The sequence below is a fragment of the Bacteroides sp. D1 genome (assembly GCF_000157095.2).
In the GTDB taxonomy this organism is placed as follows: Bacteria; Bacteroidota; Bacteroidia; order Bacteroidales; family Bacteroidaceae; genus Bacteroides; species Bacteroides xylanisolvens.
Genome location: NZ_JH114350.1, coordinates 840,625 through 861,563, shown reverse-complemented (window position 1 = coordinate 861,563; position 20,939 = coordinate 840,625). Strand labels below are relative to the sequence as shown.

The following is a 20,939-nucleotide window of genomic DNA, read 5'->3' as shown; positions in this document are numbered from 1 at the left end:
GGATAACGCAGATTACACTGTTGCTTTATGCAACCATCATTTCTAAAACCGTGAAATCCGTGTAATCCGTGCCTGAAAAATATAGTGAGGTATTATTTGCTATAATTAATCAACCACTTCACCATTTCCGGGTCGTAATGAGAGAAGAGGAGAGTTTTCTCATTCATTGAGTGGAAAGGTTATTCAAGGAATTAAAGAACTAATTCCTTGAACAACCTTTCTAAAGTATTATCTAAATCTGTAGAGAATCCCGGATGAGGACGGGACACTTGAATACAGGAGCTTTTTACCGCAGTCAGCCACCGGAAGCGGTCCGGAATATCCATATTGGCAATAACTCCTCCTTCTTTATTTCCCTGACAAATCTTGTCGAAGACTTTCAGACCTTCTATCAGACAGTTGATGTCCAATTCGGAAGAGAACAGTTTCAATTTGTTTTCATCTATTGTATAAAGAGATTTGAGATATTTGCACCGTTTGGAAAACAGTACAATACCTACATTAATAAATTCCTCACGTTCTACTTTAGGAACGAAACGGATAACTGCGTATTCATATAAGTGCCTTTCTTGCATTTTGCGCTTCATTTACAAATATTTCGGAATGCTTGATCCTTTCTTCTAAAAATTGAATATAAACATCTCTCAAGTCTTGCGGAGTTTCCTGTCCTTCCGTCCAGTTCAGCCAGTCGTCAGGGACGGCATTGACTATCTCTCGTATCTTGTCATCGGTAAGTAGTTGTTTGAATGTTGCGTCTACTTCTTCCAGTTGATCGGCAAACGGCAATAGTACATGATCTTTTATTTGTACGAACGGACTAAGTGCGTGTTTCTGCCAATTCGTCCACGAATGATGGAAATAAAGGGAAGCTCCATGATCGATTAACCACAATTCTTTATGCCACATCAGCATATTCGTATTCTTGATTGTACGGTCTACATTGGTCAATAACGCATCCAGCCACACAATTTGCGAAGCAGTTTTACCGTCCACCTTATGCACAACAGGGTCGAACGTCAATGAACCGGACAGGAAATGCAGACCCATGTTCAACCCACGGCTCCATTGCAGTAAATCCTGTATTTCTTCATCCGCTTCTGTCCGTCCGAAAGCCTCATCCAGATTCAAAAATATAATCTCCGGAACTCTGAATCCCAGTGTACGGGCTATTTCTCCCCCTATCAATTCGGCAATAAGGGCTTTAGTCCCATGTCCTGCTCCTCTGAATTTTACGACATATTTAAATTCATCATCCGCTTCAGCCAAAGCCGGCAATGACCCTCCTTCCCGCAAGGGAAGAATATATCTTGTTACATTTGCTGTACGTAAATCCATATCACTCCTTTCTTAAATTGAGAATAAAGATACAACGTTTTTATGGAATAGTCAGTGAAAGGCTTCCTATAATAATAGTTTTTTTGTATTTTTCGGTTGAGTATACTTTCTTCCTGCTACGTATTATATAAAACAATGATAAATGAATTAAACATGAAACTACTTCGATTTTGGGTGTTTGGAATAATGTCCGTTATTCTGTTACCCAGCAATATGGCAGCCGAATGGCAGTGGTCTGTACAGCTGCCAGGTATTATTTCCAACGAAACGAACGATCATCCGCAAGCATTCTTGTGGATACCTTCCGATTGTACTCAAGTGAAAGCAGTGATAATAGGCAATCATAATATGACAGAGGAGACTTTGTTTGAAAATTCCCTATTTCGTGAAAGATTATCAGAAACGGGTATAGCACTGATATGGATTACCCCTGGATGGGATCAAAGATGGGATATAACTACCGGATGTCAGGAAGTCTTTGAAAAGATGATGGAGGATTTTGCGAATGTCAGTGGCTATAGTGAATTGAAATATGCGCCTATTGTCCCTTTAGGACATTCGGCAATGGCTACTTACCCGTGGAACTTCGCAGCCTGGAATCCCGACCGCACATTAGCCATTATCTCTTTACATGGAGATGCGCCGCGCACTAACCTTACCGGATATGGTCGTGACAATATGGAGTGGGGGAAACGTACGATTGACGGCATCCCTGGATTGATGATTGAAGGCGAATACGAATGGTGGGAAGACCGTGTAAATCCGGCTTTGGCATTCCGTATGATGTATCCTAAAAGTTGCGTCTCTTTCCTTTGCGACACAGGACGAGGACATTTCGATATAGCCGACCGCACCGCTGGTTATATTGCGTTGTTCTTAAAGAAAGCACTGGAATATCGTATGCCCGCAACGTATGATTTGGATAAGCCTGTGGAATTGAAGAAGCTGAATCCGCAGAATGGCTGGCTTGCCGAAAGGTGGCATCCGAATCAGAAGAAACGTGCAAAAGCTGCTCCTTATAAAGAGTATAAAGGAGACTCGCACGATGCATTCTGGTATTTCGATAAGGAAATGGCTGAAATGACGGAAGAACGCTATCGCCGGGAAAGAGGGAAGAAACCACAATATTTAGGTTTTGTACAAAAGGGGCAATTACTCACATATAATCCCAAATCCCATGTGAAAGTTGCCGCCCGCTTCCTGCCGGAAAAAGACGGATTGACTTTTCATCTGAAAGCTGTATATACGGATAGCTTGCATACTGCAATTTCTGACGAACATTCGCTCACTTCTCCTGAAATAACCCGTATTTGTGGCCCGGTTCAGAAGGTGAACGACACAACCTTTACTGTCCGTTTCTACCGTATGGGAATGTACAATCAGCGCCGTACGGGAGATATTTGCCTTCTAGCTGGTAATGATGGTGACAAACATTATAAAAGCACAGTTCAGGAACTTAGTTTTCGGATTCCCTATCGCAATACGGAAGGTAAACGCCAGCATATTCTTTTCCCGGGTCTTGACGATGTGAGGAAAGGCACGGAAACTATCTCTTTACATGCAACCTCCGATTGCGGGCTACCCGTATATTACTACGTGAAAGAAGGGCCGGCAGAAATAGAGGGAAACAAGTTGGTATTTACTCGAATTCCCCCACGCAGTAAGTTCCCATTGAAAGTGACTGTGGTGGCATGGCAATATGGATTGGCAGGAGAAGTGCAGACAGCCGAATCGGTAGAACGGAGTTTCTTCATTTATCAATAGGCAATTGATAAATGAAAGATTATGGCACTATAAGTTGGAATTCGTTTTTTTGCATTGAGTAATAGGCGGAGTCTATTCGTATCCAATAATAAATAAGGATATTAAAAATGATTATGAATAAGAAATCTTTAGTTGCAATCGCATTATTGGCAGTATCGGCTATATCGTCGGCTCAATCTGTGTACCCCGGACAGCACCAGGGGAAAATGAAAAAAGAGACAGTGGCTCCTGTTCGGGTAGAAAGTTTTGATTTGAAAGACGTCCGTTTATTACCGAGTCGTTTTCGTGACAATATGTTGCGGGATTCCGCATGGATGACCTCTATCGACGTAAGTCGTCTGTTGCATAGTTTCCGGACAAATGCCGGAGTCTTTGCCGGTCGTGAAGGCGGTTATATGACAGTGAAAAAACTCGGTGGTTGGGAATCCTTGGACTGTGAACTTCGCGGACATACTACCGGACATCTGCTTTCGGCTTACGCTTTGATGTATGCTGCTACTGGAAGTGAGATTTTCAAGTTGAAAGGGGATAGCCTTGTCAACGGGCTGACCGAAGTCCAGAACGCTTTGAAAGGCGGATATTTAAGTGCTTTTCCCGAAGAACTGATAAACCGTAATATCCGGGGAAAGAGTGTTTGGGCACCTTGGTACACCTTGCATAAGCTTTATTCCGGCCTGATAGACCAATATCTGTATGCGGATAATCAGCAAGCTTTGAAAACAGTGACCAAAATGGGCGACTGGGCTTATAACAAACTGAAACCACTTAGTGAAGAAACCCGCAAACTCATGATACGCAATGAGTTTGGAGGTGTCAACGAATCATTCTACAATTTGTATGCTATCACAGGAGATGAACGTTACCGTTGGTTGGCTGAATATTTCTACCATAATGATGTAATTGACCCGTTGAAAGAACTTCGGGACGATTTGGGAACCAAACATACGAATACGTTTATCCCGAAAGTCATAGCCGAAGCGCGTAACTATGAACTGACAGAGAATGAGACCAGCAAAAAGCTCTCGGAATTCTTCTGGCATACCATGATTGACCACCATACTTTTGCTCCGGGATGCAGTAGTGATAAGGAGCATTTTTTCGACCCGAAGAAATTTTCTAAACACTTGACCGGCTATACCGGAGAAACCTGCTGCACTTATAATATGTTGAAGCTTAGTCGTCATCTTTTCTGTTGGACGGGCGATTCATCTATTGCCGATTATTATGAAAGGGCACTATATAATCATATCTTGGGACAGCAAGATCCGGAAACAGGAATGGTCACTTATTTCTTGCCCTTACTTTCGGGCTCACATAAACTGTATAGTACCAAAGAGAACTCTTTTTGGTGTTGTGTCGGCAGTGGATTCGAAAATCATGCTAAATACGGAGAAGCTATCTACTACCACAACAACCAGGGAATCTACGTAAATCTGTTTATTCCTTCCCAAGTCACCTGGAAAGAAAAAGGGTTAACCCTTCTCCAGGAAACGGAATTTCCGAAAGAGGAAACGACCCGGTTTACTATTCGTGCCGAGAAACCGGTTCGTACTACTGTTTATCTAAGATATCCTTCATGGAGTAAAAAAGCGGAAGTTCTTGTGAACGGTAAAAAAGTAGCAGTAAAACAAAAGCCAGGTTCTTATATCGCTATCACCCGTGACTGGAAAGATAATGACCGTATCTCGGCTACTTACCCGATGCAGATTGCATTGGAAGCCACTCCCGATAATCCGAATAAGGTAGCTTTATTGTATGGCCCGTTAGTGCTTGCCGGAGAACGGGGTACGGAAGGTATGCAGGCTCCCGCACCTTTCTCTAATCCAGCTTTTTATAATGATTATTATACTTATAATTTCCATGTGCCTGCCGATTTGCGTACCTCATTGAAAGTAGATATGAAACATCCGGAACGTACTTTGCAGCGTACAGGAAAAGAACTGAAATTTATAACAGAACAAGGAGATGTGATTCGTCCGCTTTATGATTTGCATCATCAGCGTTATGTGGTATATTGGGATTTGCAGTCGAAATAGAAAAATTTAAGAACGAATTACACGAATTACGCGGTTTTATAATTATAATTGCATCAAACAATAGCGTAGTTCGTGTAATTTGTGTTTAATACGAATTTAATAGATAACGAAAATGAAGGGAAGATTATTAATCGTAATTTTTATAAGTATCTGTTTTATTGCAGGTTCCTGCAATGTATCATCCGTACAAGGGAGTCGTTATAACTTCTCTTCATTAGATTCTGTTATTCAAGGCTGGGTGAGTAAAGAGTACTATCCAGGTGCTTCTATCTGTGTAGTAAAGAATGATTCTGTCATTTTTCAGAAGAACTATGGTAGCTATACTCCTGATACAAAAGTATACGTAGCCTCTGCCGGAAAATGGGTGGCGGCTGCTGTTATCGGAGCGGTAGTGGACAGTACCAGTTTGGACTGGGATGACCCTGTGGAAAAGTGGTTGCCGGAATTTAAGGGAGATGCCAAAGGAAAAATCCTTTTACGACAACTGTTATCTCATACTTCCGGAGTGCGTCCCTATCTTCCTGAACCGCGTGTAGATAATTACAATCATTTGGATTCTGCCATTATTGAAATATTGCCGTTAGATACGGTTTTTACTTCGGGAAGCCGGTTCCAGTATGGAGGGCTTGCCATGCAGATTGCCGGAAGAATGGCGGAAGTGGCAATGGGGAAGGAGTTTGAAACTCTCTTTCAAGAACTATTGGCGCAACCATTGGAAATGAAAAATTCTCATTTTACTCCGATAAATACAGATGGCGGACATGCCCCGATGTTAGGTGGTGGTCTGTGTACCACCTTGAACGATTATATTCATTTCCTATCTATGATTTATCATGATGGAATGTATAACGATAAGCGGATTATATCAGCAAAAACTGTAAAGGAAATGCAGGCCGACCAAGTGAAAGACGCAATAATCCCTTCGAATAACTCGGATAATTATGTAGCGAAAGGGCTAGGACAATCCCACAATGGAATCTACGGATTGGGAGAATGGCGTGAATTAATCGATAAGAAGACAGGTGAAGCTTATCAGATTAGTTCACCAGGATGGGCTGGCGCTTACCCGTGGATCAATAAACGGGAGAATGTTTATGGCTTCTTTATTGCTCATGTAGTCGGTGCTTCCAGTAAAGAAGATGGTTTCTCGTCTTTTTATGGTAGTCCTGTAATTTCGAGAACTGTTTCAGAGATTGTAAAGGGACATCCGTTGGTTGTGAAACAAGGCCGCGTTGAAGTGGGCAACGGTTCTCTTTACTATGAGGAAGCCGGCACAGGTGCTCCCGTCATCTTTGTTCATGGTCATTCTTTGGATCATCGTATGTGGGATGAACAATTTTCCGTACTGGCAAAAAAATATCGTGTGATCCGCTATGATTTGAGAGGATATGGCATTTCGTCTTCACAAACGGAAGACTATCAATTCACACACGCTGGAGATTTAGTTACTTTGATGGATTCTTTGCACATCAAGAAAGCGCATATCGTCGGACTTTCTTTAGGTGGGTTTATTACTGCTGATATGTTGGCGTATTTCCCTGACCGAATGTTATCTGCTTTTTTAGCCAGTGGAAACATTCGGAAATCGAAAGGTCCCAGTGAACCGATGACTCCGGAAGAAGCAAGAGTACGTGATAAGGAGATTGCTGCTTTGAAAGAGAAAGGGGTAGATGTGATGAAGAAAGAGTGGTTTGAAGGATTGATGAAGTCAGGAGGAAGTCAGCGGGAACGAATGCGTGAGTCTCTATGGCAAATGATCGATGAGTGGGATGCGTGGCAACCTTTACACAAAGAAGTACGGGTGGTAGCTGGTTTGGATGCCATCGAGAAATTGAAAAAGAATCATCCCGATGTACCTGCTTTAATTGTTGAAGGTCATTCTTCCGGCAACCGATTCTCAAAAGAACCTCCCATTTTACAATATCTTCCCAATGGAAAACTGAAAGTAATTGACGATTGCGGACACATGCTGAATATGGAACGCCCGGAAGAATTTAATGCAGCATTGGAAGAATTTTTGAAAAACGTTCAATAAAGAATAATATTGTAACTGATTATATATAGAATAGACTAAGTACCATGAAACAAACTATTATTGCTGTTATCTGTTTTTTTTGTGTTTCTTCATTATATATACAAGCACAAAAAATAAATCATCCTTCATTACTGTATACTCCACAACGCATACAGCAAGTGAAACAGCGTATGCAGCATGAACCTAAATTGCAGGAAGCATGGGGAGATATTAAGAAAACAGCCGATGAAGCTTTGCAAAAGAAAGATTTTAATCGATTAGACTATTTGTCGTTAGCTTATTTGATGACTGATAATAAGGAGTATGCAGACGCAATCAAAGAAATCCTCCTGAAAGCTGTGGAAGCCGAATCATGGGGAGATGTGGAAATGATGGCACGTATTCCTGCATGGCGTTCACAACTGGGTATGGCTCATAAGAGTTTTCTTTCCGCAGTGGGGTATGATGCTGCATACAATGTCATGTCTTCTTCAGAAAGAAAAAAGATAGCCGAAGGATTGAAACGGTTAGCCGTGGAACCGGCATTGGGAGACTGGTTGTTGGAGCCGACCCGTATTCACTCATTGAATTCGATGGGACATAACTGGTGGACCTCCTGTGTTTGTCAGGGTGGAATATTGGCTTTGAGTCTTCAAAATGAACTTCCCGAAGTAAAAGAATGGGTGGAGCAACTTCACGAATCACTTCCTGAATGGTTTGATTTTGCCGGTGATGTATTGCAACAGAAAGCAAAGAGTTTTGATGAGGCTGGTGGAATGTATGAAAGTCTGAATTACGCCAACTTTGGTATTCAGGAAGCTTTGTTGTTTAGGATCGCTTGGATAAATACTCATCCCGGACAGAATCCGGGTGATATTCCTCAATTGGCAAAATTGCCGAGTTACTTCTCACAAGTCTGCTATCCGCGTACAGGTATGCTGCATAGTTTGAATTTTGGAGATAGCCATAAAAATGTATCGGCAGAATCCAGCATGATGTTATTGTATGCATTGGGGGTGAAAGATCCAACTATTTTGTGGTATATAGCCCAGGTGGAACAAGGACAACATCGTGATGGCTTTTTCCTGAATCGTCCCATGGGCTTCTTTTACACTCCTGATTTGAGTAAGGCGCCCGCTGTCCCTCAACTGCCGACTTCTCAATTATTTGCCGATTTTGGTTGGGCTACGATGCGTGATTCGTGGGAAAAGGATGCTACGATGCTGGCTGTAAAAAGCGGTCATACATGGAATCATTCTCACGCAGATGCCAATTCATTTATTGTCTTTCATAAAGGGGTGGATATTATTAAAGACGGGGGAAACTGCTGGTATCCTAATCCTGCTTATCGGAATTATTTCTTTCAAAGTCAGGCGCATAATGTAGTATTGTTTAATGGAGAGGGACAACCTCGTGAGCAGCAGTACAGCGGTTCTACTTTGAGAGGATATTTATATCATCTTCTGGATGCGGGAAATGTGAAGTATGTTCTGGCTAATGGAACAGGTCCTGTATCTAATAATTTCAGTCGTAATTTCCGTCATTTCCTTTGGATGGATAATGTTATTTATATGATTGATGATTTGAAAACACATAAAATAGGGCAATTTGAATGGTTATGGCATACGAACGGGACATATAAAAAGTCGGGAGTTGACGTGAATGTGACGAATGGTAACTCATCGGTTGTGATTCGTCCGTTATATCCTCGTTTGCTGGCTAAATCCGATTTTGTGCATGACTACCCGGAAGATTTGTATTGGGAAGAAATAGAAGCTCCCACTGAAGATTTGAAAGGCACTGAAACCTATTATTCATTTCATTTGCCGGCAGAAGTCAATCGTGTAAAAGGGCTGACAGCTATTATATTAAAGGAGACTCCTAATGAGAAAGACTTGCCACAAATGGAACGGCGGGAAGGACAAGATTGGATTGGGCTTCGTATCCGTCATAAAGGGAAAGTGACCGATCTTTATATTAATCAATTAGCGGACGGCAGGCTAATGCACAGCAACTCATGGATTATGCCGGACGGCTGGATGACAGATGCTTATATGTTTGCTGTCTCTTATCCCGAAGGTACTGAAGCTGCTGATGCAAAAGATTTCTTTATCTGTCATGGCAGTGCATTGAGACGTGATAAGGAGACTTATTTTTCTTCTTTGGCCAAGTTGTTTGTCATTCAAAAGGAAGAAGATAAGAAACTCAATCTTTGGATAGACGGGCAACCGAAGATCCATGCTAGTTTCAGGAGTAAGAAGAAGCCAATAAGAGTAGAGGTTAATAATAAGAGAATTCCAGTTGTGTATAAACAATCCCAATTGAGTATAAAGCTGGTAGATTAACACTCATTTTTATTGAGGAGTGTGTTTTGTTTTTGTATAAACCTACATAAAATTCGGGATATTTTATGTAGGTTTGCATTGTTTCATCAAATATGAATCCTATGAATAATCTGATACGACATATAACAAGCCTTATATTTATTTCTCTTTCTCTGTCTGCCTATCCGATTTCTTATTCTTTTCGTGGTCTGTCAGAAACAAATGGATTATCTGATTTAACGGTCAGTGCCTTGTATAAAGACTCCGTAGGTTATCTTTGGATTGGAACAGCTACGTCTGTTGAATGTTTTGATGGTTTTCGTTTCAAGCATTATCCGATATTCGGAGATGATGAAAAACTGAAATGGGTGAATGTGATTGCGGAAACGCAAGGCAATCAGATTTTGGTGGGAAACGATATGGGCCTTTGGCGGATAAATAAAGAATCCGGTAAATTAGAACCGTTTGTTGCTGAAGTGATAAAATTCGGAGTTCGTTCTTTATTGACCGATGCGCAGGGAACCTTATATATTGGCAGCGAAAAAGGATTGTTTGTCTGCAAAAATAATGAATTGGAGCAGATTACTATCAATGCGGATATGTGGTCATCGGATAATTTCATAGTCGATTTGAATATGGGAGAAAAAGATACATTATGGATTCTGACCCGCTCCAAACTATATTCAATGAATCTGTCTACCCGAAAAATAACTTTATGTCCATGCGGTGACAATGATAGACAGGATTATACTTATCGAAAAATGGCACGAATTGGTTCCAGGCTCTATTTAGGGATAATGGAACATGGAGTGGTTGTTTACGATATACCGACAGGGAAGTTCAGGGATAATTGGATTGATTTGGGATGCAATGTAATTTCTTCTTTGTCGGGTGACGGAAAAGATATACTTTATGTTGGAACAGACGGAAATGGAGTACATTTTGTATCTGTCAAGGAAAATAAGGTTATGAAATCTTTCCGCTATGAACCCGGTACTAATGGCGGAATCCGCTCTAACTCTGTCTATTCATTGCTGGTGGACAGGGAAGGATTGATATGGGTTGGATTCTATCAGTTGGGACTTGATTATACACTGTATCAGAGCGGGCTTTTCTCTACCTATTCTTATTCTCCTTATTTTGATTCAAAAGACATACCGGTACGGGCTATAGCTATCAATGAGAATGAAAGATTGATAGGTTCCCGCAATGGCCTCTTCTATGTTGATGAGACGAAACGGCGTTTTAGGAGTTTCAAGTCACCCCAATTACGCTCTAATATGATAATGTGCATTTACCCGTTTCAAGGAAAGTATTATATCGGTACGTATGGTGGTGGCATGTATATACTGGATTCTTCTACATTAACTATCCATGATTTTGAACCTTCGGAGACTCCTTTTGTGAAAGGGCATGTTTTCTGCATCAAGTCGGACAATGACGGTTGTCTGTGGATTGCCACTTCAATGGGCTTGTATCAGTATAAAGATGGCGAACAACTCAATCACTATACCAGTTCGAACTCCAAACTTCCGGAAGGGAATGTGCTTGATATATGCTTTGATTCTACAGGAAAGGGCTGGATTTGTACGGCTACCGGTTTATGTATTTGGGATCCTTCCACTCGTAGTATCAAATCAGATATATTCCCCGAAGGCTTTATACATAAAGAGAAAATCAGGACAGTATATGAAGATTCTTCCCACGAGCTCTATTTCCTTCCGGATAAAGGCCCTATTTTTATTTCCGATTTGTCAATGACTCATTTCCGAAGATTCCAGCCGGGCATTCTTTTGGAAGGGAAAGATGCCATGTTTATGATCGAAGACCGTGAAGGGTGGCTGTGGATTGGTACGAATCTGGGCCTGTACCGTTATGATAAAAAAAGTACAATTGTTCCTTATACTTTTGTGGATGGATTACCGAGTTCTGTTTTTATTACCTGTTGCCCTGTTATAGATGCTTCGGGAACAATCTGGTTTGGCAATTCCAAAGGATTGATTTATTTGACCAGGGATTTACGTGATATAAATGAAGAAAACAGTTATCCCCTGGCTATTACAGATGTATATGTGAATGGTAAAGAACCTTATCATCCTGCTATACAGAGAGAACAGCATCTCTATAAAGTCTCTTTGGAATCGTCGCACAAGAATCTGACTATCTGTTTCTCCGGATTTACCTATTCCGATCCTGCATATATGTCTTATGAATATAAAATGGAAGGGATGGATGATGATTGGCAGTTGTTGGGTGGTAAATCCGAACTGACCTATTATGACTTGTCTTCCGGGAAATATCAATTCAAAATCCGTCGGATTGGTGAGCCCGGTTCGGAAATCTGTTTATCAGTGACTATTGCTTCCTCTTTTAACGCGACCTTATGGGGAACAATTCTATTATTGATTGCAATAATATGCTTAAGCTATGCTTATTACCGGAGAAAAAAGAACTCTCCGGCTCTTGCGGTGGACGCCATAGAAACCGGGAAACCGGTAGTTGAAGAAAAATACAGAAAGAGCAATGTGAGTATGGAAGAATGTCATCGGCTGGCAAACGAACTGGACATGCTGATGCAGGAAAAAAGACTGTATGTTAACCCTGATTTAAAGATTGCGGATTTGGCGTCAGTGCTGAACGTCTCTCCATATACATTGTCCTACGTGTTTAATCAGTTCTTGAACAAGAATTATTATGATTATCTGAATGATTACCGCATAGCTGAGTTTAAACGATTGCTTAATGAGGATGAATATTCAAAATATACCTTAAGTGCTTTAGCTGAACTGTGTGGTTTTAGTTCTCGTACTTCCTTTTTCCGTTATTTTAAAAAGACGACCGGAATAACCCCGAACGAATACGTCCAAAGTATAGGACGAACTAATGAAGATTGATTGCCGGAGTCTCATATAATAATTTGAGACTCTAGCTTGCTATTGTTTAATTAGTTGATTATCAGTAGATATTATGACTTCTGTTTCCCTTCCAATAGGATGAAATCTATCCGCCCTTTTTTATTGTTTCTTTTCCGTATTTACCATTTATATTTGCCAGCGTAATGATAAACAAAAATCTAAGCAATGGAAAATATAAACATGAAATCCACTCAACTGGTTGCTGACTCTTATAAGAGTTATCATCATTCCGTTTATCTTTATATCTATTATAAAATAGGTAAGGACGAAGAAGCAAAAGACCTGTCACAAGATGTCTTTTTGCGTTTGATGGACTATAAGCAGATATTGTGTCCGGAAACAGTGAAACATTTTATATTCGCGATTTGCCGGAATCTGGTAACGGACTATTTGCGTCGTTTTTACAAAGCTCAAGAAGTAACTTCCTATCTTTTCGACCGGATTCCTACTTGTACCAATGAAGTGGAGAGCCAGATTATTGCCAATAATCTATTGACATGCGAATGGGAGAGAGCCAATCAGCTTCCTGAACAACGTCGGAAGATTTATATCATGAGTCGTTTCGAAAATAAATCCTCGGCTGATATTGCCGCCCAATTGGGAATTTCTTCCCGTACGGTGGAAAACCACTTATTTATCAGTCGGAAAGAAATCCGTGAGTATATCCAACAGTGTATCTAATATTAGAATAAATAGTATAAATGTTAGTTTTAAATTTTATGTATATGAAAAAAAATCTCTTCAGATTCTCATCGAGAAGATTTCTATTCTCTACGGTGATGGCCTCTGCCCTTGTAACAGGTGCTCCGCAGGTGGTATTTGCCAATGTGGGAGAAGTGCAGGCTGTTTCGCAGACTGGGGCAATCAAAGGTAAAATCGTGGATTCCTATGGCGAACCTGTTATTGGTGCCAATGTCAAAGTGAAAGGCACTACCAATGGTACGATAACGGATATGAATGGAAACTTTACTTTGAATAATGTATCAGGTGGTACGTTAGTGATTTCTTTTATTGGTTATAAGACGTTGGAAGTTTCTGTAAAAGGGACGAATCTGGCTAAAATTATCATGCACGAAGATACAGAGGTGCTGGATGAAGTTGTTGTGGTAGGTTATGGTACTCAGAAAAAAGAATCGTTGACAGGCTCGGTAACAGTGGTCGACCAAAAACTTTTTAAGGACAAAGGTACAGTGGCCAATCCGCTCTCGGCTATGCAAGGTCAGGTTCCGGGCTTACGCATCACCCGCTCGTCGGCTGCTCCCGGCGAAGAAGGATGGGGTGTCTCAATCCGTGGCTCTGTCTCAAAGAACAAGGTAGAACCTCTTTTGATTATTGACGGTGTACCAGCCAGTGGTGTCAGCGAGATGGCTCAACTCAATGCCGACGACATCGAAACCATTAACTTCCTGAAAGATGCTTCGGCTGCTATTTATGGCGCAAAAGCAGCGGGTGGTGTGATTTTGGTAACTACCAAACGTCCCGATGCCGGCAAAACCAGAGTGGAATATAGCGGTTCGGTTACACGTAAAATTGTGGGTTTGCAACCCCGCATGATGAGCATGGACGAATGGACGGACGGTGTGCTCCAAGCCCGTTTGAATGACGGCTATGGCGAAGACGACAACTGGGTGCGCTATGCCCGTTTGGCCAAAGCGATGAAGGGGAGTTGGATTAATCTGCATGGTGGAAACAACCCCGATGAAGATCCTATTCCGGGAGGATTCCGTGGCGTGGCCGACTTTGTGTTTCACGATATGAACTGGACTGATGTGCTGTGGGGAAATGCCACTTCTACCCAGCATAACCTCAGCGTAAGCGGAGGTTCGGAAAAATCGACCTACCGACTTTCGTTGGGGTATTTGAACGACCAAGGGACACTGCAATGGGGGAACAACTCGAACGAACGCTATAACGTACGTTTATTCAACAGTTTCAAGATAAACAACCGTATCAGCTTGGAAACCAATATGTCAGCTAGTCGTCAGCATCAAGTGGCTCCTACACAGATTGGTAGTATATTAGGCAGTAGCATACCGCAGCCAGGGCTACCGGTTTCGACCATTGATGGCAAACCGTATGCGTGGGGAGGCATTCATACTCCCAACTGGTCGGCCGAATTGGGTGGTGACAACAAACTTGTGGTGACCACTATGAATGTGAACGAAATTTTGAAAGTGAACATTTTGGATGGTCTTGATTTTCAGGGAACTTTGGGATACTCAACGAACAATGCGGCCCGTGACGAACAATATCTTTCGATTGATTGGTATCAATACGACGGCACTCCGATTCTGAATGAGAACTCTCCCTATCCCGCAAAAGAAAAATCATCGTATACTAAAAGTTCTGCGCGTACCGACAATTACACGGCATCAGCTTTCCTCACTTATAAGAAATTATTTGATGAGGTTCATGACATATCGCTTATGGGAGGTGTGCAATACGACTATGCCGCTTACGATTATAGCGGCACCAAAGCAATGGACGTGGAAGCGGCAATCGAATCGCTTAACGGTAAAGGACAAATCTACATAGACAAAGTAGACCGTTGGGAGGAAGCCATTCTTTCTTATTTCGGTCGCTTGAATTATAACTACAAGTCGAGATATATGGTCGAAGTGAATGCTCGCTACGACGGCTCTTCGAAATTCTTGCCCAAGAATCGCTGGAACTTCTTCTGGGGCGCATCAGCCGGATGGCGTATTACTGAAGAAAAATTCATGGAGAACTTGCGTGACTATGTGAATGAACTGAAATTACGTGCCTCATATGGTGAGGTAGGTAACCAAAATGGTATCGGACGCTATGACGGCATCCAACTTTACAACTACAAATCGAACAGCGGCGCTTTGTTGGGCAACTCGAAAGGAACCTATGTGGAATCTGCCGGACTGGTGAGCACCGTGCGTACTTGGGAACGTATCTACAACTATAACTTGGGGATTGACTTTGGATTCCTCAACAATCGCCTTACGGGTACGTTCGAGGTCTTTAAAAAGAAAAACGACAATATGCTGGTTTCGCGTCTGCACCCCGGTGTATTGGGTGGAACTGCTCCCAGCACCAATAGCGGTAAGTTTGAAGCCAATGGTTACGATGCCAGCTTGACTTGGCGTGACAAGATAGGCAGTTTCAACTACCATGTTGGCGGTACGTTAACTTATATGACCAACAAACTCGTTGATGGAGGTAACATCGTGGTGAGCGCAGGTTATAACGAAGCCGTGAATGGTTATCCACTCAACTCGGTATTTGGCTACCGCTACGTGGGCAAAGTACAAAACCAAGACCAACTGGACTATTACGTGGACAAATATGTGGGCAGCAACTCTATTGCCCTACCTGCCAACTTGCGTTTGGGCGACCACATGTATGAAGATGTGAACAAAGATGGTAAACTGACACAAGACGACCTTGTATTTCTTGGTTCCGACGACCCCAAATATTCGTTCTCGTTTAATTTCGGATGCGAGTGGAAAGGATTCGATTTCAATACCGTGTTCCAAGGTGTGGGCAAGCGTACCATCTATCGTGAAATTGACTCTTGGAAAGTGCCTTTCAAAGCTATTTGGCTGAACACTACCAACCAGTCGGTAGGTAATGTATGGAGTCCTGAAACTCCTAACAACCATTTTCCTACTTATTCAAACAGTAATGACATCAATAACTATAACTACATTCCCTCTACCTGGTCGGCCGATAATGGAGCATACCTGCGTCTCAAAGAGATTGTACTAGGTTATACATTGCCAAAGGCATGGATGAATAAGAGCGGTTTCATCAGCAACCTGCGTATTTATGTATCGGGCGCCGACTTGTGGGAAAAATCATATATCACCGATGGTTGGGATCCCGAAGCCACCCGCAAAGTGGAAAACAAGCAACGCTATCCGTTTAACCGCACCGTGACTTTCGGTGTGAATGCCACATTCTAATTTTTATTCTTAATATTGAAGATAACAATGAAAAAAATAGCATATATTTTAGGAATCATTTGCGCCATGACCATGCAGTCGTGTTTAGACCTTGAGCCCAAGACACAATTGGCGGATACCAACTATTGGAAGTCGCCCGAACACTTCAAACTTTTTGCCACCCAGTTCTACGGCTGGTCGGCCGACTTTCGATGGCTCGACGACAGTCAGCACGCTGATATTCGCTCGGACTTGTTTGCCGGTAGCACGGTGAACATCTATAGCAACGGAACAAACAGTATTCCGTCATCTGACAAGCATTATACCGACAATTACAATCGTATTCGTCAAACCAATACTTTATTGCAACAAGCCGATGCGTATGAACAACAAGCCGACATCGCCATTTCGGTGGGGGAAGCCCGTTTCTTCCGTGCTTATTGTTACTTTGAGTTGTTGCAGGCCTACGGTGACCTTATCATTACCCGCACGCCGCTCGACATCGACTCGCCTGAGATGCAGAAGGCTCGCAATCCGCGTACCGAGGTAGCTGACTTCATCATTGACGACTTGAAAGAAGCCGCTAAACTATTACCCGTCGATAAGGCTATCAGCAGCAGCGACGAAGGTCGCCTCTCCAGCGAAGCTGCTTTGGCATTTCTTTCACGTGTAGCCCTCTATGAAGGTACATGGGAGAAATTCCATAATGGTGGTCAAAATACCGAACGTACAAAAAATTTGCTCAATACCGCAGCACAGGCGGCTCATGATGTAATGGCGGGCGGAGCATTCGAGCTTTTTGCTCCTCAAGAATTGGGTACGGAAGCCTACAAATATCTCTTTATCTTGGAGAATGAAAAGTCGAATCCTGCCAGTATCAATAAAACAGGTAATAAAGAATATATCTTTACCCGCCGCCACGACCCTGTAATCAATTCTATCGGCTTCAACATCACACAAGGGCGTTTGGGCAATGCCTTGTACGTTACTCGAAAAATGGCTAATATGTATCTGCAAAGCAATGGGTTGCCCATCAATCCCCAAACGTGGAATTACACGAAAGTGGATGATGAATATAAAAATCGCGACAACCGCATGAACAATCAACTTATGGTGCCCGGACAAACTTACTGGGGTACAAACGGCGGACGCATCGATTGGAGCGGCAATGCTGCCGAAATAGCCAATGCCTCGCATAGGAACTTCATGCCTCAAACGGGTACAGGCTACTTTCCCCACAAGTGGTGTAGCGAACGCGACGGAGTGCCTACCGGTATGGAAGCCTATGACTTCCCCATCATCCGCTATGCCGAGGTACTGCTGAACTATGCCGAAGCCGTGTTTGAACGCGATGGACAAATATCGGATGAAGACTTAGCTATCAGTTTGAACTTGACACGCAAACGCATCAACCCCGAAATGCCTGACTTGACTAACGACTTTGTTACGGCAAATAATTTGGATATGCGCACAGAGATTCGTCGTGAACGTACCATCGAATTTTTCGATGAGAACTTCCGCATTGATGATCTGAAGCGTTGGAAAACGGCCGAAGATGAAATGCCGATGAACCTCACCGGTGTGAAGTGGAAAGGTACCGATTTTGAAAACAGATGGCCTGATGCTTCCTTTAAGGACAAAGATGGCGAAGGTTGCATTATCCACGAGAAAGGACGCAACTGGCACGAAAAGCATTACTTATTGCCACTGCCCACCGACCAGCTCAAACTGAACTCCAACTTGAAACAAAATCCGGGTTGGAACCAATAATCCATTCATTGTTCATTTATAAAGTAATCGAATTATGACATACAAAAATATACTTCAAAAGGGTGCGTTTGCAGCACTGATGACGGCTGGCTTAATGATGACCGTTTCGTGCAACGATGACGATGTATCCCCTGTTTTAGAAGAGAGAGTGCTCGTTAAGGAAATCAACCTTGAAGTGACCCCCGAACTGCCTCTGCTGATAGGCACTGACACTTTGATAAAATATACCGTAGGCCCTGATGAGGCTTTCAATAAAGAGGTGGTATGGAAATCGACTGTGCCCGATGTGGCTACCGTAGATGCCGAAGGACGCATCACGGCAGTGAAGGCAGGTAGCACGGTAATTTCGGCCAAGCCGGCTGTGGGCTATTCTGCCACTTCGACCATTAATGTGAAGGTAGTAAACGAAATTATTCACATCACTGATATCAATCTCACTAACGAAGACCTCGAAGTGTTTGTAACCTCGACTTTGCCCCTCACTTGGCAGACTTCCCCGGCTGACCCCACTTACCCCGGGTTGATTTGGAAAAGCCTTACTCCCGATAAAGCCACTGTCAATGAAAAAGGCGAGGTGAAGGGCATAGCCGAAGGAAAGGCACGCATCCAAGTTACCGCTACCGACGACAAACATTTCACGAAAGAGTTTGAAATTAAGGTGAAGCCCATTATCTATATCGAAAGTATGGAATTTGTGAAAGAAGCAGACAAACTAGCTTTGGGCGAAACCTACACTCCGCAGATGAATGTAACGCCGATAGATGCTACGCTTTCGTACATCGTATGGGAAAGCAGTAAGCCGGATGTTGTAGAGATTGATGAAAAAGGCCGGTTCGTGGCGAAGGCTTATGGCAATGCAGTGATTACCGCTTTGGCCGACTATGGTGACGGTAAACCTGTCAAAGCTACGATGAGTGTCAACGTGAGCGAAGGTTTAATGAACGACCAGTTTACTGTCGAGAACATCTGGCAGCCATTCGGAAACTTTACCCACCGGGAATTTGAATGGATGGAGAATGACGGAGTACTTCGTATTTTCCCCGGTGAAGATAAGACTTACAAAGCTGTCCGCATTTGTCGCAACGGCGGTTTTGGGTTCAACGTAACCAACTATCCCATCTTGGCCTTTAAAATGAAATTCCCCGAAAATGTGTTCGAAGCATCGACAAGTATAGAGTGGTATCTAGACATTTGGGGCGGAAGCGGCATTACCGTAGCCGGTAAATATGGCGAAGATACCGATAAAGGAAAAAATGCCATGACTGTGGTAGATTGCGGTGAATACAAAGTATTCTACGCCGACTTCACGAAGAAATTCCTTGGCAAAAATCAACAGTATATGCCTACCTCATTGACGAAGTACGACACGGTGGAACTTCAATTTTGGAAAATCTGGTATGAAGCCAATGAAACAGGCAGCATCTATGTGGATTGGATAAAGACTTTCGAATCGGAACAAGAACTGAAAGATTTGATAAAGAACGAAAGTGGTAAACAATAGCATCTACTTTCTCTGGAAACTGATTGAATAACAAAATGAAAATTGAATGTATGAAAAATCTGATTTATACCTTCGTGGGCAGCGTAACGCTTGTGTTGCTGACCAGCTGTAGTGCTGAGTTCGAGAACGGAACTCCCGAACCATGGCAACGCGAAATCAACCCCAATGAAAATTATGAGTACACCATCAAGCATCCTTGCCTGGTGAATACCGAAGCTGACTTTGAACGCGCACGCCGCAAAGTGAACGAACGTGCCGAACCTTGGATAAGCGGTTGGGAAAAATTGTGCGAAAGCCGATTTGCCCAACTGGGCTACAACGCAAACCCGCAAGAAGAAATTGTACGCCACTCGCAAGGAGGCAACTTCAATACGGCCGCTTTCGATGCCGGTGCCGCTTATCAGTTGGCTGTACGCTGGAAAATTTCGGGAGATGAAGATTATGCTAAGGCAGCTGTTAAAATTCTGAACGGATGGGCTAAGACTTGTAAGGGGGTGAATTATAAAACATGGCCCGACGACAGCCATCGTCTGCTTGCCGCCGGATTTATCGGATACCAGTTTGCTGCTCCAGCTGAATTGATGCGGGATTACGAAGGCTGGAAAACCGAAGATTTTGAAGTCTTCAAGAAATGGATGGATAAAACGTTCTATCCCATCTGTGATGATTTCTTGGATAACCACTTTAATTCTTCAGCCATTTCGGGCTGGATGAGTTGGGATTTGCCCGCCATGCTCACCATTCTTTCTATCGGCGTGCTGAACGATGACGATGCCAAGATTAAACAAGCCTTGGAGTTTTTCTATCACGGAAAAGGTATGGGCTGTATCGAATGGTCGGTGAAAGGTATGCACGAGGATCCTGCGGGAAAAGTGAAAGGCAGACATTTGGCACAGAGCCAGGAGATGGGACGCGACCAGGGGCACGCTACTCTCAACGTAGGCTTGCACGCTTACTTCTGCCGTACAGCCTATAACATGGGCATCGACCTTTTTGCCTACAACGACAACATCATTCTTGACCTCTGCGAATATACGGCTAAGTATAACTTAACTTCGGCCGAAGATGTGGAAATGCCTTTCGAACCTTACTATCACCCCAAATACGGTTGGCATGAGAAGGTGTCGGCTGACGGTAAGGGGCGTGCCCGTCCGGGATGGGAACTCCTTTACAACCATTATGCCAAGGTGAAAGGTATGAATGCTCCATATTCGCAAGCTTTTGCCGAAAAAGAACGCCCCGAAGGATATGGCGAGCGTGGTACTGCCGAAGCCGGTGATTTGGGGTTTGGAACATTATTGTATACTGAAGAATAACTTTTTGAGATTTTCCTACTGATTTCAAGGAGTTAAGAGGTTAGGCTTCT

Annotated in this window: 12 protein-coding genes; 10 read left to right on the top strand and 2 right to left on the bottom strand. The window is 42.9% G+C overall.

Going from position 1 to position 20,939, the window contains the following annotated elements; translation table 11 throughout:
• Positions 1 to 191 precede the first annotated feature (191 nt).
• Together BSAG_RS01575 and BSAG_RS01580 are read right to left on the bottom strand one after the other, a co-directional pair.
• The gene (locus tag BSAG_RS01575) at positions 192 to 575 is read right to left on the bottom strand and encodes a DUF3037 domain-containing protein (RefSeq protein ID WP_004316036.1); all 384 of its coding nucleotides are present in this window, start codon (positions 573 to 575) and stop codon (positions 192 to 194) included.
• Positions 553 to 1,335: a HipA family kinase gene (locus BSAG_RS01580; protein WP_004316035.1), complete on the bottom strand. Its 783-nt coding sequence runs from the start codon at positions 1,333 to 1,335 to the stop codon at positions 553 to 555. The genes BSAG_RS01575 and BSAG_RS01580 overlap by 23 nt, the downstream gene beginning before the upstream one ends.
• 153 nt (positions 1,336 to 1,488) lie before the next feature.
• Between BSAG_RS01580 and BSAG_RS01585 the strand changes: the two genes are divergently transcribed.
• From BSAG_RS01585 to BSAG_RS01630, 10 genes are all read left to right on the top strand, one after another.
• Positions 1,489 to 3,099 carry a hypothetical protein gene (locus tag BSAG_RS01585; RefSeq protein WP_008770875.1) on the top strand — a complete coding sequence of 537 codons (1,611 nt, stop codon included), beginning with the start codon at positions 1,489 to 1,491 and terminating at the stop codon, positions 3,097 to 3,099.
• Positions 3,100 to 3,206: 107 nt separating this feature from the next.
• Positions 3,207 to 5,135, top strand: coding sequence for a glycoside hydrolase family 127 protein (locus BSAG_RS01590; protein ID WP_008770876.1), 1,929 nt, complete (start codon positions 3,207 to 3,209; stop codon positions 5,133 to 5,135).
• A 112-nt stretch (positions 5,136 to 5,247) separates the two neighbouring features.
• Entirely contained in the window at positions 5,248 to 7,170 is a 1,923-nt protein-coding gene (locus tag BSAG_RS01595) for an alpha/beta fold hydrolase (RefSeq protein WP_004316032.1), read from the top strand.
• Between the two features lie 44 nt (positions 7,171 to 7,214).
• Positions 7,215 to 9,494 carry a heparinase II/III family protein gene (locus BSAG_RS01600; RefSeq protein WP_004316031.1) on the top strand — a complete coding sequence of 760 codons (2,280 nt, stop codon included), beginning with the start codon at positions 7,215 to 7,217 and terminating at the stop codon, positions 9,492 to 9,494.
• Positions 9,495 to 9,595: 101 nt separating this feature from the next.
• Entirely contained in the window at positions 9,596 to 12,367 is a 2,772-nt protein-coding gene (locus BSAG_RS01605) for a two-component regulator propeller domain-containing protein (protein ID WP_004316030.1), read from the top strand.
• 186 nt (positions 12,368 to 12,553) lie between these two features.
• A complete protein-coding gene (locus BSAG_RS01610; RefSeq protein WP_004316029.1) occupies positions 12,554 to 13,069 on the top strand; it encodes a sigma-70 family RNA polymerase sigma factor in 516 nt (171 codons plus the stop codon).
• 44 nt (positions 13,070 to 13,113) lie between these two features.
• On the top strand, positions 13,114 to 16,323 hold the full coding sequence (locus tag BSAG_RS01615; protein WP_008997760.1) for a SusC/RagA family TonB-linked outer membrane protein: 3,210 nt from the start codon (positions 13,114 to 13,116) through the stop codon (positions 16,321 to 16,323).
• A gap of 27 nt (positions 16,324 to 16,350) precedes the next feature.
• Positions 16,351 to 18,072, top strand: a complete 1,722-nt coding sequence (locus tag BSAG_RS01620; protein ID WP_008020342.1) for a RagB/SusD family nutrient uptake outer membrane protein — start codon at positions 16,351 to 16,353, stop codon at positions 18,070 to 18,072.
• A gap of 34 nt (positions 18,073 to 18,106) precedes the next feature.
• A complete protein-coding gene (locus tag BSAG_RS01625; RefSeq protein ID WP_004316026.1) occupies positions 18,107 to 19,573 on the top strand; it encodes an Ig-like domain-containing protein in 1,467 nt (488 codons plus the stop codon).
• Positions 19,574 to 19,623: 50 nt separating this feature from the next.
• Complete coding sequence (locus BSAG_RS01630; RefSeq protein WP_008020344.1) at positions 19,624 to 20,889, top strand: alginate lyase family protein; 1,266 nt, start codon at positions 19,624 to 19,626, stop codon at positions 20,887 to 20,889.
• The last annotated feature ends 50 nt before the right edge of the window (positions 20,890 to 20,939 follow it).

What these genes read in the sequence shown, in the direction of transcription:
- BSAG_RS01620 (WP_008020342.1), top strand. Translation starts at nt 16,351, where the DNA reads ATGAAAAAAATAGCATATATTTTAGGAATCATTTGCGCCATGACCATG.
- BSAG_RS01580 (WP_004316035.1), bottom strand. Translation starts at nt 1,335, where the DNA reads ATGGATTTACGTACAGCAAATGTAACAAGATATATTCTTCCCTTGCGG.
- BSAG_RS01595 (WP_004316032.1), top strand. Translation starts at nt 5,248, where the DNA reads ATGAAGGGAAGATTATTAATCGTAATTTTTATAAGTATCTGTTTTATT.
- BSAG_RS01600 (WP_004316031.1), top strand. Translation starts at nt 7,215, where the DNA reads ATGAAACAAACTATTATTGCTGTTATCTGTTTTTTTTGTGTTTCTTCA.
- BSAG_RS01575 (WP_004316036.1), bottom strand. Translation starts at nt 575, where the DNA reads ATGCAAGAAAGGCACTTATATGAATACGCAGTTATCCGTTTCGTTCCT.
- BSAG_RS01585 (WP_008770875.1), top strand. Translation starts at nt 1,489, where the DNA reads ATGAAACTACTTCGATTTTGGGTGTTTGGAATAATGTCCGTTATTCTG.
- BSAG_RS01605 (WP_004316030.1), top strand. Translation starts at nt 9,596, where the DNA reads ATGAATAATCTGATACGACATATAACAAGCCTTATATTTATTTCTCTT.
- BSAG_RS01615 (WP_008997760.1), top strand. Translation starts at nt 13,114, where the DNA reads ATGAAAAAAAATCTCTTCAGATTCTCATCGAGAAGATTTCTATTCTCT.
- BSAG_RS01610 (WP_004316029.1), top strand. Translation starts at nt 12,554, where the DNA reads ATGGAAAATATAAACATGAAATCCACTCAACTGGTTGCTGACTCTTAT.
- BSAG_RS01630 (WP_008020344.1), top strand. Translation starts at nt 19,624, where the DNA reads ATGAAAAATCTGATTTATACCTTCGTGGGCAGCGTAACGCTTGTGTTG.
- BSAG_RS01590 (WP_008770876.1), top strand. Translation starts at nt 3,207, where the DNA reads ATGATTATGAATAAGAAATCTTTAGTTGCAATCGCATTATTGGCAGTA.
- BSAG_RS01625 (WP_004316026.1), top strand. Translation starts at nt 18,107, where the DNA reads ATGACATACAAAAATATACTTCAAAAGGGTGCGTTTGCAGCACTGATG.